At 38.1% G+C, this 14,798-nt stretch carries 14 protein-coding genes; 11 read left to right on the top strand and 3 right to left on the bottom strand.

Annotated features, from left to right (window positions below; genetic code table 11):
• Window positions 1–67 precede the first annotated feature (67 nt).
• Complete coding sequence (locus FTX43_RS12390) at window positions 68–943, bottom strand: YitT family protein (protein WP_002309586.1); 876 nt, start codon at window positions 941–943, stop codon at window positions 68–70.
• A gap of 147 nt (window positions 944–1,090) precedes the next feature.
• On the opposite strand from FTX43_RS12390, the gene FTX43_RS12385 reads away from it, so the two are divergent.
• The 3 genes from FTX43_RS12385 to FTX43_RS12375 all read left to right on the top strand — a co-directional run bounded on the left by FTX43_RS12385 (window position 1,091) and on the right by FTX43_RS12375 (window position 3,348).
• Window positions 1,091–1,423, top strand: coding sequence for a nucleotide pyrophosphohydrolase (locus tag FTX43_RS12385; protein ID WP_147607091.1), 333 nt, complete (start codon window positions 1,091–1,093; stop codon window positions 1,421–1,423).
• 107 nt (window positions 1,424–1,530) lie between these two features.
• Entirely contained in the window at window positions 1,531–2,739 is a 1,209-nt protein-coding gene (locus FTX43_RS12380) for a CCA tRNA nucleotidyltransferase (RefSeq protein WP_002344136.1), read from the top strand.
• Between the two features lie 153 nt (window positions 2,740–2,892).
• On the top strand, window positions 2,893–3,348 hold the full coding sequence (locus FTX43_RS12375) for a hypothetical protein (protein ID WP_002290187.1): 456 nt from the start codon (window positions 2,893–2,895) through the stop codon (window positions 3,346–3,348).
• Window positions 3,349–3,717: 369 nt separating this feature from the next.
• Here FTX43_RS12375 and FTX43_RS12370 read toward each other — a convergent pair whose 3' ends face one another.
• The gene (locus FTX43_RS12370) at window positions 3,718–4,935 is read right to left on the bottom strand and encodes an IS110 family transposase (RefSeq protein ID WP_073490895.1); all 1,218 of its coding nucleotides are present in this window, start codon (window positions 4,933–4,935) and stop codon (window positions 3,718–3,720) included.
• Window positions 4,936–5,425: 490 nt separating this feature from the next.
• On the opposite strand from FTX43_RS12370, the gene FTX43_RS12360 reads away from it, so the two are divergent.
• From FTX43_RS12360 to FTX43_RS12340, 5 genes are all read left to right on the top strand, one after another.
• Window positions 5,426–5,701 carry a hypothetical protein gene (locus FTX43_RS12360; protein WP_002290188.1) on the top strand — a complete coding sequence of 92 codons (276 nt, stop codon included), beginning with the start codon at window positions 5,426–5,428 and terminating at the stop codon, window positions 5,699–5,701.
• A 12-nt stretch (window positions 5,702–5,713) separates the two neighbouring features.
• Window positions 5,714–7,792: a sodium:proton antiporter gene (locus tag FTX43_RS12355; protein ID WP_147607090.1), complete on the top strand. Its 2,079-nt coding sequence runs from the start codon at window positions 5,714–5,716 to the stop codon at window positions 7,790–7,792.
• A 158-nt stretch (window positions 7,793–7,950) separates the two neighbouring features.
• Complete coding sequence (locus FTX43_RS12350; protein WP_002309580.1) at window positions 7,951–9,834, top strand: ABC-F family ATP-binding cassette domain-containing protein; 1,884 nt, start codon at window positions 7,951–7,953, stop codon at window positions 9,832–9,834.
• 11 nt (window positions 9,835–9,845) lie between these two features.
• Complete coding sequence (locus FTX43_RS12345) at window positions 9,846–10,793, top strand: thymidylate synthase (protein ID WP_002344138.1); 948 nt, start codon at window positions 9,846–9,848, stop codon at window positions 10,791–10,793.
• Between the two features lie 19 nt (window positions 10,794–10,812).
• Entirely contained in the window at window positions 10,813–11,331 is a 519-nt protein-coding gene (locus FTX43_RS12340; protein WP_002313876.1) for a dihydrofolate reductase, read from the top strand.
• A 63-nt stretch (window positions 11,332–11,394) separates the two neighbouring features.
• On the opposite strand, the gene FTX43_RS12335 is transcribed toward FTX43_RS12340, so the two are convergent.
• Window positions 11,395–12,048 (bottom strand): hemolysin III family protein, encoded by a 654-nt coding sequence (locus FTX43_RS12335; RefSeq protein WP_002309577.1) that lies wholly within the window; start codon window positions 12,046–12,048, stop codon window positions 11,395–11,397.
• 129 nt (window positions 12,049–12,177) lie between these two features.
• On the opposite strand from FTX43_RS12335, the gene FTX43_RS12330 reads away from it, so the two are divergent.
• From FTX43_RS12330 to FTX43_RS12320, 3 genes are all read left to right on the top strand, one after another.
• Window positions 12,178–13,020, top strand: coding sequence for a DegV family protein (locus tag FTX43_RS12330; protein ID WP_002309576.1), 843 nt, complete (start codon window positions 12,178–12,180; stop codon window positions 13,018–13,020).
• A gap of 156 nt (window positions 13,021–13,176) precedes the next feature.
• Window positions 13,177–14,070, top strand: coding sequence for an SGNH/GDSL hydrolase family protein (locus FTX43_RS12325; protein WP_147607089.1), 894 nt, complete (start codon window positions 13,177–13,179; stop codon window positions 14,068–14,070).
• Window positions 14,071–14,075: 5 nt separating this feature from the next.
• On the top strand, window positions 14,076–14,789 hold the full coding sequence (locus tag FTX43_RS12320; protein ID WP_025478090.1) for a YpmS family protein: 714 nt from the start codon (window positions 14,076–14,078) through the stop codon (window positions 14,787–14,789).
• The last annotated feature ends 9 nt before the right edge of the window (window positions 14,790–14,798 follow it).

Here is a 14,798-nt window from a genome sequence, read left to right as displayed (position 1 = left end):
GTACTAAAAAAGACAAAGGTCAGCTGGATGTGGAATCTTTCCTCATAGCCAATCTTTGTCTTTTTTCTTATAGTTTTTTCAGTAATCTTGTCTGTGGCTTCAAATAAGTAAAGCCTTGCCCTTCCACTTCATGCACATTGATGATTGAAAGGAAAGCTTTTTCGTCAATCTCGTGGACGATCCTCTTAGCTTCAGTTAATTCACTAGAGCTAACGACCATATAGATGATTTTTTTTGAATTACCAGAGAATGCGCCTTCTCCAGAAAGGAAAGTCACACCTCTTTGCAGACCGGTCATCAGTAGCGGTGCAATCTCTTCACTTTTGTTGGAGACGACAAGTAGACCTTTTGCAGAATATCCGCCATCTAAGATCGAATCAATCACACGACTGAAAACATACGAAACGATCAACGTATACATCATGCGTTTCAAGTCGATATAGGTTAAGGAAGCAAGCAAGACGATGATATCGAATGCCAATAGGGAACGTCCCATGGAGATGCCGTAATTTTGTTCTAAAATCCGAGCGATAATATCGCTTCCGCCTGTTGTTCCACCCATCCGATAGACGATCCCGCTTCCTACCCCTGCAACCAAACCCGCAAGTAGAGAAACGATCAGTAGATCATGCTGTAAATTAATTTCTAGCGGAACCCGTTGCCAGATCCATAAAAAGAATGACAAAGAGAGTGTACCTAGAACAGTATAGGCTAAAGAACGTTTTCCGAGGATCTTTCCCCCTAGTAAAATCAACGGGATATTAATTAATAAAGTCGTATAAGCTGGATCAATTCCGAATAAAGCTCTCAAGATCAAGGTGATCCCTGAGACGCCCCCTTCTGCTAAGTGATTAGCGATGTTCAAATAAACAAGTCCAAATGCGTAAATACTCGTTCCTATAATAATAAAAAGTACTTCTTTTACTGTTTTCCGTGTAGCCATATGAATCCCAGCTTTCAATTATGTATTTTCACAGAATCTCCATTTAGAAATTCCTTCCTAAATGTAGCACGGAAATTCGTTTTTCTCAATTGCTCTTATCTAGGATTTGCGTTAAAGTTTTGGTAAGATAGTTTTGGAGGGAAAAAGATGGATGAAAAACGTTCTTTATACAGTATGCAGCAGGAAGTAGATGAATATATCCAACAATTCAAGGTCGGGTATTTCTCTCCATTAGCTCAACTGGCTCGATTAACGGAAGAAGTAGGTGAATTGGCCAGAGAAGTCAACCACGCTTATGGAGAAAAAAGCAAAAAAGCTTCGGAACCAGATAACTCGGTAGCAGAAGAACTTGGAGATGTTTTATTCGTTACGATGATCATGGCTAATTCATTGAATATCGACTTAACTGATGTTTTTGAAAAAAATATGGAAAAATTCAATCAAAGAGACCATAACCGCTTTGAACGTAAGGCCAAGTAAAAAAAAGTGGTTTGTGCTTTGAAGCTACTAAAACGGACTTATCAATCAGGCATCATGCAACTGAGTACTTATCTCAGTACAAGAAACACGCAGGAAAGGTTGGAAAAATGAAATTAAAACAATTACCTCTGGAATACCAAAAGGCAATTCCAGTTCTGAAAAAATTAGAAAATGCAGGATATGAAGCTTATTTTGTAGGTGGAAGTGTTCGTGATATCTTGCTGAACCAGCCGATCCATGATGTGGATATCGCAACAAGCGCATTTCCAGAAGAAATCAAACAGCTTTTTCCAAAAACGATAGATATCGGGATTGAACACGGGACTGTATTGGTATTAGAAAACGATGAACAATATGAAATCACTACATTTCGGACGGAATCAACTTATCAAGACTACCGCAGACCAGATCATGTAGAATTCGTTCGTTCGTTGGAAGAAGACTTAAAACGAAGAGATTTTACAATCAATGCCTTTGCTTTGAAAGAAGACGGCGAAATCATCGATTTGTTCGATGGTCTGCAAGATTTAGAAGAACAAATCTTGCGAGCTGTAGGCAATCCTCATGAGCGGTTCCATGAAGATGCCTTGCGAATGATGCGTGGGTTGCGTTTTGTCAGTCAATTAGGATTCAAATTAGAGGAAGAAACCTTCTACGCCATCAAAGAAAACCACGAGCTATTAGGCAAAATATCTGTAGAACGTATAAATGTGGAATTCATCAAGATGCTTTTGGGAAATGAACGGTCTGCAGGAATCCATGCATTCATAAAAACAGAATGTTATATTTGCTGCCCTGGTTTGAGAGAAGAAGGTGAAGCACTTTTACGTTTTGCTGAATTACCTTCCGTTCCATTGAAAGAAGAGAGTCAAGCATGGACATTATTAATCAGTCAACTGGATCTAAAAGAAAATGAAATTCGCTCCTTTTTGAAATCGTGGAAGTGTTCCAATCAAATGATCAAGGATGTCCAAGCACTTGTTCAAGGACTGCGTCAACGAAAAACTGGAGTTTTAGAACCGTTCGAATTATACTTCTTAGGCAAAAAGCATGCATTGCAAGTAGAAGAATTAATGACTTATTTTGATGAAACACCACAGATGGATGTCGTAGAAGAATCCTATGATCGTTTACCTATCAAGTCATTAAGCGAATTAGCTGTAGATGGTAAAATCTTGCTGGAAGAAAGTGGAAAAAAACCTGGTAAGTGGGTTAGTGAAGCTTTGCAATCAGCTGAAAAAGCTGTCGTAGAACAAAGAATAGAAAATGATAAAAAACAGGTTTTGGATTTTTTATCGAAAGAAAAATTGATTTAAAAAACGCTAGACTGTATCTGCTCAGCTTGGCTAGCTACTTAAACTGGGCAGATACGTCATTAGAAGAAAAAACATAAAATGTGACCACTTACATAAATTTGTGCTAAACTGAGGAAGTACAAGAATAAATTACATCATAAAGGAGTCTTTTTAATGAGTAAAGAAATGACAGCGCTAAAATTTTATTTTAGAAATGGAGAAACATGGACGATTAACCGCCGTCACATCGGCGATCTTTGGATCAAACAAATCACAACAAGTTTTGGACGGATCAACGGCAGTGAATTTGTTGAAATCCATCCATGTGCCGGATTTAAAATCGAAATTTTCCATGAGGGGGACGCAGTTGCGACACATGATATCAACTTAGGTGGACTGGAAATGGGCATGTTTAATCGTGCATTGAAATACGAAGATATCGAACGAATGGAAATCCTTTACCGCAATGGAACACCTGATCTTGTATACTTCCCATATCTAGATAAAGGAACAGAAGGATTAGACAATCAATACCAATCTACAAAAATCAGCGAAAAAACAGGTAACTTGTACATCGTGATCAACCCAGACCAACGTGTAGAAGATGTATACGGAGAATTTTTCGAATAAATTGATCTTACGCAAAAATGAGGTTGTGAAAGAGACATTCAGCCTTGAGCGATGATGAGAACTCTAACAAAGAAATTGCGACGAGTAACCGCAGGAGCGATAAGAAGTGATTTTTGAAAAATAGCTTCTCATATTTTTACAAAATCGTGCCTTATGGCTAATAGGCTGTCTCTAGAACACCATTTATTCAGAATAAGGGACTGTGACAATATTTTTGTCACAGTCTTTTTTCCTACGATTAGTCAAGTAAAAGGTGCAAGAAAAATAGCTCGTAAACGAAAGCGACAAAATCAAGGCACACCAAATAAAGCCCCGTTCGTAAAAAATTTTCGATCTGGGCAAAGAAGTGGTATACTGTAAGTGGTTTAGTTAATGGTCCACTGAGACCGCGTACGCATAGTCGTACTCTGTATGTGCCCTAACCATAGCGTGCATACATTTCAGAAGCTTGTTCATACAAGCAACTGTGGCAACCTTCTCTTTCTTAGGGATAGGTTGCTTTTTTAATTTGTAGTAATAATCGACAATATGATTAGGAGCTGCGCGTTGCTGGCGAATCATATTTCGAATGGTGAAGAAAATAATTTTCCGTGCTTTGGGATTACCACGCTTATTGATGCGGTCTTGGCCAGTATACTTACCTGATTGATACCGTCGGATGTCGATTCCGACAAAAGCATTCAATTGTTTATGGGTTTTAAATCGTGTGATATCTCCTAATTCACCGAGCAATAAAGCGGCTGTGAGTGCGCCAATCCCAGGGAACGTTTGGTACAACAAAAAGCAAGGAGAGCCTTCGGCTTTTTTGATCATTTGTGTCGCCAGTGCTTCTTTTTGTTCGAGTAAATCTTGGAGAAGTTCGGCGTAATAGATTGTTTTTTGACATTGGATACTGTCTTTTTCAACAGCTGGATAGGCACACTGTGCATAGTGGATGATTTGATCTGCCTTTTGCTCGGCACGATTCGCGGAGATTTTTTTCCGTGTTTCGTTGATCAGTTTATTTTTTATTTTTGTCCGAGTAGATGCCAATACAAAATCTGGATGGGGAAAAAGACGGATCAATGTCAATGCGTAAGGGGTCAGCCTGTTTGAAAAGAACTGTTCAAGCTCTGGAAAAGTCAACTGAAGACAGTTGTGTAAATCCATGCGCAGACGAGTGATTTTCTTCTCAATTTCTTGATAAAAACGGGCTAAATCGCGCATCTCTAAGTAAAAATTGCTTTGTACTTCTTTTGGCTGACGTTGACTTTTAAGATGAGTCTGTGCGAGCCGATGGGCATCCGATTTATCTGTTTTCCAACTGCGTAAGGTGCTTTCTTCCATCTGTTTTTTCGCTTCTAACGGGTTTAACAAACAGTAAGAAAAGTGATGATCTTGAAAGAACTTTTCGACTGGTCTGGAATAAATCCCCGTTGCTTCAAAAACAATCAATGGACGTTCAGGCAAGTGCTGGATCTCTTCGAGTAATGCATGAAATCCTCTTTGAGTGTGTTCAATCTCGTCTTCAAATAAGCAGGTGTCGTCTTTGTATAGGACACTGTAGCTGTGTCCCATTGAAACATCTAATGCAAGAATGTAAGGCATTTGTTTTCCTCCTTTTTAAGTTTTGAAAGAACTTTACTGCTTCATTTCGATTCCAATTTCCTATACACGGGCTCATGGCCCCAACATACGTAAACCTGATTCTAAAATGACAGTAAAGAAGTTCGGTTTTTGATAGGGACTCGTAGTCCTCAAGGCTTTGTTCGAACTTTCTTTCACTCTTCACTATAATCTAAAAATAGAAAATAGAGGAGAACATCATTCGTCAATGATGTTCCCCTCTAATCTTAGTATGTTTTTGTTGTGACAAAGGAACAAGGAGGATATGATAAAAAAACAAATATTATTTTTGTTAGAAACTTTTATCTTTCTTAAGTTTTACTTGATATCTGAGACTATTTGGAATAGAATGAGGCGTTGAAAAATTTATGGAAATTTCTAACTAGCAATAAACGATGAAACAATGAAATATTTTTCATTCAAAGAGAACTTTGCTATAATGATGGAAGTTTGTGTATAGGAGATCTAGAAAATGAGAGAAAGTTTTGAACAACAAAAAAAACTGTTGCATGATCGCTATGGCGCCCTTTCGATGGATGACCGCCGTCAAATACTTTGTAAGTTGCGTAAAAGAAATATATTGATGTATCGTCAGTTGGAACGTCTGAAACATGATCTGCTTCGTTTGGAGTCAAAACGTGTACAGTGTGAATTAGAGGGAAATCAAACACAAGTTGAAGTAGTTGAAACCAAAATTTTAAAGAAAAAAGAACAATTTTTAAAAATGCTTACACAAAATAAAAAGTAAAGGGGATGGACGATGGAATTTGCTGAGTTAGTTATTGTATTTGCAGTAACGATCACCTTATCGAACATAGCTAGCCGCATTTTGCCAATGATCCCAGCTCCACTGATCCAAATTTTCCTTGGAGTGGTATTAGGTCTGACAGAGTGGGGACAATCAGTTGATTTTGAACCTGAATTGTTCTTGGTTATGATCATTGCACCATTGTTATTTAGAGAAGGAGAAAAAGCAGATATTTCTTCGATTCTCAAAAATTTCGGGACTATTCTGTTCTTGGCATTTGGCGGAGTCATTTTGACCCTTGTCGGCGTAGGTGCGACGTTGTCATTCCTGTTGCCAAGTGTCCCTCTTGCTGCCTGCTTTGCTTTTGGAGCAGCGTTAGGTCCGACAGATGCGGTAGCAGTCAGTTCGCTTTCTGGACGGGTGAATATTCCTAAGAAAGCAATGCATATTTTAGAAGGAGAAGGCCTGTTGAATGACGCATCTGGCGTTACTGCCTTCCAGTTTGCTCTTGGTGCGCTAATCACCGGTTCTTTTTCCGCAGTAAACGCTGGGGTGAGTTTAGTGGTCTCCAGTATTGGTGGAGCTTTGATCGGTTTTTTGCTTGTCTGGTTCAAACAAAAAATAATTCATTTGATTGAAAAAGCATCGGCACAAGATGTCACAGGGTATCTGCTAATCGAACTTTTGCTTCCTTTTCTAGCCTATGTCTTGGCAGAGGCATTTGATGTATCTGGGATCATTGCTGCGGTGGCAGCAGGTATTCTCCAAGCTTCTGGTTTTAGGAGAATCACCGTGTTTGATGCAGAGTTGTCGAGTTTGTCCCACAGTACATGGACAACTATTGCTTTTACACTGAATGCATTAGTGTTTATATTCTTAGGAATCGAACTGACACAAGTATTCTCGCCGGTATGGGGAGACGGTTTATATCCAAATGGTCTTTTGTTAGCAATTATCGTATTGATCTCTATTATGCTTTTTGTGATTAGATTCATTTCCATCAGTCTTTTTTATGTATTCAAAGATGGCAGTAAAAAGTTCAAAAAACAGTTGAACGAGATCTTGATTTTGACATTTGGCGGTGTAAAGGGAACAGTCAGTTTGGCTACGATCTTTATTTTGCCCTTTTCAATCAATAATATGATGTTTTACCAGCGATCTTTACTTTTGTTTTTGACGGCCGGTGTTATCTTAGTGACTTTGGTCATAGGGATCATTGTCTTGCCTATGCTGACGGAAACAGAGGAAGCGAAAAGCACGGATTTGAATGCTTTGATGATCTTAGAAGAGGTCGTTGAAGTTTTGCGAAAAGAAATAAAGAAAATTGATCGTGATACAAAAGAATTTTTAGCCACTGAAGCAGTGATAGAAAATTACCAGGAACGGATACGTGATCTGTACTTGGAAGATTTAACCGATGATGAAAAGCAAGAAGTACAAGAAATACAAGCACTGATTTTGTCGATCGAACGCGACGGATTAGATGAAAGTTATCGTTCGGGTAAACTTTCTTCTAATGGTTATCGCTTTTATTCCCGTTTTCTTTCCCGGTTCGAACATTCGATCACCAGTCAATTTTTATCTTTTATCGGCTTTTGGTTCATTGTTGTCCGTAGGTTGATGCGAATCGTTCTCCACCCAAAAATGTTTTGGCAAAGAAGGTATGCGGATCGTCAGACATTTATTAGTGATGAAGATATCCAAGAAATCAGGGAGACATATCAAAAAAATACACAATTGATTATTGAAAGTTTAGATAACTTGACTGATATTTATGATGAAACGATGCTTCAATTTTTTATCCAACAACGCAAACTTGAGGGAATAAAAATGAGCTCGGGGAATTTGATTTCTTCGTGGATGATCCAGCAAGATAACCTGTTTACGAAAAAAATGCTGAGAGGTTACTATCTTGAAAGAAAAATCATTGATGAATACGAAGTTGCTGAGAAAATCACGACGTTTTCTGCGAATAGCTACCGTAGGAATATCAATTTGTTAGAATCTTACACGATGAACAAACCGTCAGATAACTTTTCTTTCCGATTTGCGTTTCGAGCAAAGTCAAAAAAATCGAGCGCAACGAAATAAAAAAATAGATTTTCAAGAACGATAAAAACAAAACATGTCAGAACAGGATCAGATCGGTCCTGTTCTTTTTTTGGAACACAAAAAGAACAAATTCGAAAAAAATTTTCCTGAAGTTCACTATTTTTATGATACAATATCCAAGATAAGGAGGGAACACGTTGAAAGAATTAAAAGTAACTGACCTCAAAAAAACTTATGGTGAAAAAGATTTGTTTGACCAGATTTCTTTTTTGATCCACGAAAAAGACCGTATCGGGTTGATTGGGACGAACGGGACGGGTAAAACAAGTCTCTTAAATATTATTGCTGGTATCGATAGCGGCGATGGCGATCGGCAAACAGTGTTTTATCCAACTGATTACCGTATAGGTTATCTTTCTCAAGCAGCTGAATTTTCTGATGAACTAACTGTTCTCCAAGCAGTCTTTCAGGGAAACAGTCCCTTGATCCAAACTGTTCGAGCATATGAGGAAGCATTGATCGAACTAGGGGAAAATGGAGAAGACCCTAATGTGCAAAAACGTTATGCTAAAGCAGAAGAACAAATGAATAAAGAAGATGCTTGGACCACAGATACCAATGCGAAGATTATTTTGCAAAAATTAGGAATCAGTGAATTAGATAAAAAAATCAATACGCTATCGGGTGGACAGAAAAAACGAGTTAGTTTAGCTCAAGTGCTGATTGATGAACCCGATTTACTATTACTAGACGAGCCAACAAACCATTTGGATTATCAAGCAATCGAGTGGTTGGAAAACTATTTGAAACAATACCGTGGCGCTCTATTGATGGTTACTCACGATCGTTATTTTCTAGATCGAGTAGCAAACCGGATCTTCGAACTTTCATTTGGAAAATTATACGAGTACAAAGGAAATTATGAAGCTTACGTCTTAGAAAAAGCAGAACGTGATCGTGTAGAAGTAGAACAAGAAGAAAAGCGCAAGCGACTTTATAAGCAAGAACTAGCATGGATGAGGGCAGGAGTGCAAGCTCGTGGTACCAAGCAGCAAGCACGAATCAACCGTTTCGAAGATCTAAAGGAGAATTTATATCAAGTAAACCAAGAAGATGACTTAGAATTGAATCTAGCGACACAACGTTTAGGAAAAAAAGTATTGGAAATCAAAGATGGCAGTTACCGTATAAATGACCAAACACTGCTAGAACATTTAGATTTGCTGATCCAATCTCGGGAAAGGCTAGGAATTACTGGTAAAAATGGGGCAGGGAAATCGACATTGCTTAATATTCTAGCTGGCAGAATTCCTCTGGATAGCGGTACAATTTCTATCGGTGAAACGGTTCGGCTTGCGTATTATACACAAGAAAATGAAGAAATGGCGCCAGATAAACGGATGATTGCTTACTTGCAAGAAGCTGCTGAAGAAGCAAAAACGGTTGATGGCAGTCAAATCGGGGTAGCAGAATTACTTGAACGATTTTTATTTCCGAGATTTATGCATGGGACACTGATTGGCAAACTTTCAGGTGGAGAGAAACGGCGATTGTTTTTGTTGAAACTGCTGATCCAACAACCCAATGTGTTATTATTGGATGAACCGACCAATGATTTGGACATAGCAACATTGACGATTTTGGAAGACTATTTCAGAAGTTTCCCAGGTGCTGTGATCACTGTTTCCCATGACCGTTATTTCTTGGATAAGGTAGCAGATAAGCTATTGGTATTCCAAGGAAACGGAAAACAAGAACTTTATTATGGAAACATGTCCAGTTATTTGCTGAAGCAAAAAGAACTCCAGCAGCCTGCTGAAAAAGTGAAGCCAAAAACACAGAGCAAGGAACCTGCTGGAAAGAAAAAATTATCTTATATGGAGCAAAAAGAATGGGAAACGATTGAAGAGGATATTGCAGAACTTGAAGAAAAAATCTCATTACTCCAAGAAGAGATGAATCATCAAGGAGATGATTTCACTCGGTTACAGGAATTGCAAAACGACGTATCTGAGACAGAAGCACAACTTGAAGAAAAAATGGCACGTTGGGAATATTTGAGTGAATGGGCAGAAGATTAGGAGGAAAAGGGATGGAACAAGCGTATCTTGACTTAGGAAGAAAATTGTTGGAAGAAGGACATCGTAAAGAAGACAGAACAGGCACGGGCACGTTAAGTTTATTCGGGTATCAAATGCGGTTTGATCTGCAAAAAGGTTTTCCTTTGTTAACAACGAAACGAGTACCTTTTGGCTTGATCAAAAGCGAACTGCTTTGGTTTTTAAAAGGAGATACGAACATCCGCTATCTATTACAAAATAAAAACCATATTTGGGATGAGTGGGCATTTGAACGCTATATCAAAAGTACAGATTATAACGGACCAGATATGACTGATTTTGGACATAGAAGTTTGACAGATCCTGAATTCAATGAAGAATATAAAAAGCAGAGCAAACTTTTTTGCGAAAAGATCCTAACAGATGATTCCTTTGCTGAGAAATACGGTGATCTTGGTCACATCTACGGTTATCAATGGCGGCACTGGGAGACAAAAGACGGCGGTTTTATTGATCAAATCAAAGAAGTGATCGAAGCAATCAAAAAAACACCTGATTCTAGAAGATTGATTGTCTCTGCATGGAATCCAGAAGATGTTCCTAGCATGGCTTTGCCTCCTTGCCATACGATGTTTCAATTTTATGTGCAAGAGGGACGGTTAAGCTGCCAATTGTATCAACGTAGTGGGGATGTCTTTCTAGGTGTTCCGTTCAATATTGCAAGTTATGCGTTGCTGACTCACTTGATTGCACATGAAACAGGTTTAGAGGTGGGAGAATTTGTTCATACATTAGGAGATGCTCATCTTTATATCAACCATATCGAACAAATGGAAGAACAATTAAGCCGAGAAGTACGCGCATTTCCAACTTTAGCTTTGAATCAGGAAAAGCAGTCAGTATTTGATTTTGAGATGGAAGATATCCAGTTAGAAGGATATGACCCACATTCAACGATCAAAGCGCCTATCGCTGTTTAAAATCAGAAAGGATGAGAAAATGTTAGCTGCAATTTGGGCACAGGACGAAAACGGATTGATTGGAAAAGAAGACCGTCTTCCTTGGCGTTTGCCAAATGATCTGAAATTCTTTAAACAAATGACAGAAGCAAATACATTAGTGATGGGACGTAAAACTTTCGAAGGGATGGGCAGCCGTCCGTTGCCGAATCGTCAAACGATTGTTTTGACTAGAGATTCTTCCTATACAGCAGAAGGCGTGCATGTTATGCATAGTGTAGAAGAAGTGCTTGCCTTGGAAAAAGAAACAGATGGTATTTTTTTCATCGCTGGAGGTTCAGCTGTTTATCAAGAATTTCTACCTTTTTGTACGATATTATACCGGACAGTCATCTATCATGTATTTGATGGAGATGCTTATTTTCCACCTGTTGACTGGTCTGATTGGTCATTGATCAATACGAGTCAAGGAGAAATAGATGAAAAAAATCGTTACCCGCATCAATTTGAAACCTATCAGCGTAATGAGAATCCTTTAAAAAATGGGACAGGCGAATAGACGATAAAAAAACTATTGATGGAACAGCTTTTATTTAGAGCTGACCCATCAATAGCTTTTTTATTAAGTAAAGAATAAAACAGAGAAGTACATAAAACCTGCACCTAACATAACAAACAAATGCCAAACCACATGCATATAGCGGATAGAATTCAAGCTATAAAAGAATGCGCCTATCGTGTAAGAAAGACCGCCTGCCACCATCAAAATAACACCAGTCATTCCAAGAGAATGATAAAGAGGAACAGCAGCCACGACACAGAGCCACCCCATAAAAATATAGATGATCGTAGATACTTTTGATACTCTCTCGCGTTTATGCAACGTCAACGCTTTATATATAATGCCAAGAATCGCAAACAACCAAATCAATACAAATAAAGTCCAACCTAGCCATCCTCGGATACTCAGCAAACAAAAAGGAGTATAACTTCCTGCAATCAAAAGAAAAATCGAACTATGATCGAATACTTGGAACACCTTTTTTGCTTTTGTAAAAATCAATGAATGAAACAACGTAGACGTTAAAAATAAAAGAATCATCATCGATCCATAGATAGCATAAGAGACAATATGGAGAGAGGAATGCAAGTGGGCACCCTTTATCAAAAGAATCACTAGTCCTGCGATACTCAATCCAGTCCCAATTCCATGGGTGACTGCATTAAACACTTCATTTAATATTTCATACGTTCGATTAAATTTCGTTTTTTCCATGAAAACGGCTCCTTTACTAGGTGTAATTAATGAAAAATCATTATTTGTCTGTTATACTAAAAATAGAAATTGTCTTACATGTAGTTTAACATGAATAAGACATCTTGTTAAAGAAAGAGAGAGAAAATAATGACAAACGTAAAAATCGTAACAGATTCTTCATGTACGATGGAAAAAAACATACGCGACGCTTTAGGCATTCGTGTCATGCCGCTATCCATCATGATTGACGGAACAGTATATCCGGATGATGACCAATTAGACGGTGAAAGATTTATGGAAATGATGGCGAAAGCAAAAAATCTGCCAAAAACCAGCCAACCACCGATTGGAGAATTCATCTCAATGTATGATGAGTTAGGAGAAGACGGCAGTGAAGTGATTTCGATCCATATGACAAAAGGCTTGAGTGGAACAGTAGAAGCAGCAAGACAAGCTAGTAATTTAACCAAAACGAAAGTAACGGTTATCGACAGTGATACCACTGACCAAGGATTATCGTTTCAGGTAATTCGAGCAGCTGAATTAGCAAAAGAAGGTAAATCAGTAGAGGAAATCCTTGAAGAAGTCAAAAAAGTACAAGATAATACAAAATTATACATCGGAATTTCCACACTAGACAACTTGGTAAAAGGTGGAAGAATCAGCCGAACGACTGGTTTACTGTCTAGTGTTTTGAACATACGCGTGGTGATGAATTTCGCCCACTCTGAATTGATCCCTGTAACGAAGGGGCGAGGAAAGAAAACGTTCGACAAATGGTTCAATAATTTGAAAAACGAACTGAAAGAATTGCCAAATGTGCGGCAAATCGGCATCTCTCATGCGGATGCAAAAGAACTGGCACAAGAATTCAAAGAAGGTCTGCAAGAATTGTTTCCGGATATGCATATCCCTGTACTGCATACGAATCCGGTTATCGCTACGCATACTGGTAAAGACGCGTTTGCAATCATGTATTACGTAGACTAGTCAAAAAGAGGATAAGCCCTCAGCCTGCAAGGCTTTTAGCTTATTCTCTTTTTCTTTGTAAAAATAGGGAAATAATTATTTTCTTTTTTCATAAAGACTACCTTTTTGATAAAATTTTTGATAACATTAGACCAATCGAATACAAGAGGTGAAAAGATGAAATTAACGAAACGGCATTTGATCCTCGTTTTGTTCCCATTATTAATTGCGATCATCATCTATGCAGGTCTAGCTGCTTCCATACCGAAAGCTGGCCCTCTAATGAAACCAGTAACTACTGTGAGAGAAGACCCAAATAAAAAAGAAAAACTTCACTACATAGCTATCGGAGATTCGCTGACTGAAGGAGTAGGGGATCAAACCAAACAAGGAGGCTTCGTTCCCCTTGTCGCAAATGATCTAAAAGACCGTTATAATTTGACTGCGGTTGAAACAGAAAACTATGGTGTAAATGGTGAACGAAGTGACCAAATCTTAAAGCGAGTAAAAACAAAAGAAGAAATTCGAAACAATATCAAAACAGCTGATTTTATCACGCTGACTGTTGGCGGAAATGATTTGATGAAAGTTGTCCAAAATAATTTGTTCGGGTTAACGGTCAATTCCTTTAAAAAACCGATGAAAAACTATCAGGAAAATGTCACAGAACTATTGGAAGAATTTCGATCCCTCAATAAAACTGCGCCAATTTATATTTTAGGCATCTACAATCCATTTTATTTGAACTTTCCTGAAATCACTGACATGCAGACCATCGTTAATAATTGGAACAAAGGAACAGAAACGGTGACGAAAAAAATGCCGAACTGCTACTTTATTCCAATCAATGACTTGCTTTATCAAGGATTGAATCAAGAAGTAGGTGTCACAGAAGAAGGCACAGATCAAACAACTAGCACGACAGAAAATCTAAATGGCATCAAAAACAATGTGCTTTACGAAGAAGATCATTTCCATCCGAATAATTTAGGTTATCAATTGATGGCAAATGCAGTGAGAGATCAGCTGATTGAGACACAAAACCAATGGCTAGAGAAGGAGGACGAGTAAAAAACATGAAAACAAGGTCTGGAGCAACTTCAAACAAAGCAAAGAAAACGAATTACTGGAAAGTCGCTTTTCTTATCCTTCTTGGGGTAGTACTCGGTTCGACAGTATTTTTAGGTAGCCGCATTTTTGCTAATCGGGAACCAGAACTCCCAGAAATACCTGCCCTCACGGAAAGGCAAGGCGATCCTGTCCTCACAATCAATTCAAATAAAGAAAAAGTCAATCAAATCATTAGCTTTTTCCTTAGTGAGTATCAAAAAGATAGTGATATCGAATATAAATTCTATTTGGAAAATGAAGCACTACTCAATGGTACTTTCGAAGTATTAGGTTTTCCTATCAATTTCTATTTATATTTTGATCCTTATGTGATGGAAAATGGAAATGTCCAACTAAAAGCTAGAAGTCTTTCTATTGGAACCTTGAGTTTGCCAATCAAAGATGTGATGAATATGATCAAGAGAAACTATAAATTGCCAGATTGGATCGAAGTTAATACAGATGATTTGACTATCATGCTTAGATTGGATCAATTCCGAATGCAAAACGGGATGTATATTAAAGCAGATAAAATCGACTTAGTAAATGATGACATTCGATTTAGTCTATATTTGCCAAAAGATACCTCTGATGCTTCAAGCAACTCAAATACAAACAAAACTAGCAACAGCAGTACTGAAAGCAAGACAAAAGAGAACAAAAAAACATCAAATGAGTAGTATTAGAGG

Origin of the sequence: Enterococcus sp. DA9 (assembly GCF_008000875.1) — a bacterium.
In the GTDB taxonomy this organism is placed as follows: Bacteria; Bacillota; Bacilli; order Lactobacillales; family Enterococcaceae; genus Enterococcus_B; species Enterococcus_B lactis.
This window is presented reverse-complemented; position numbering and strand designations above follow the sequence as displayed.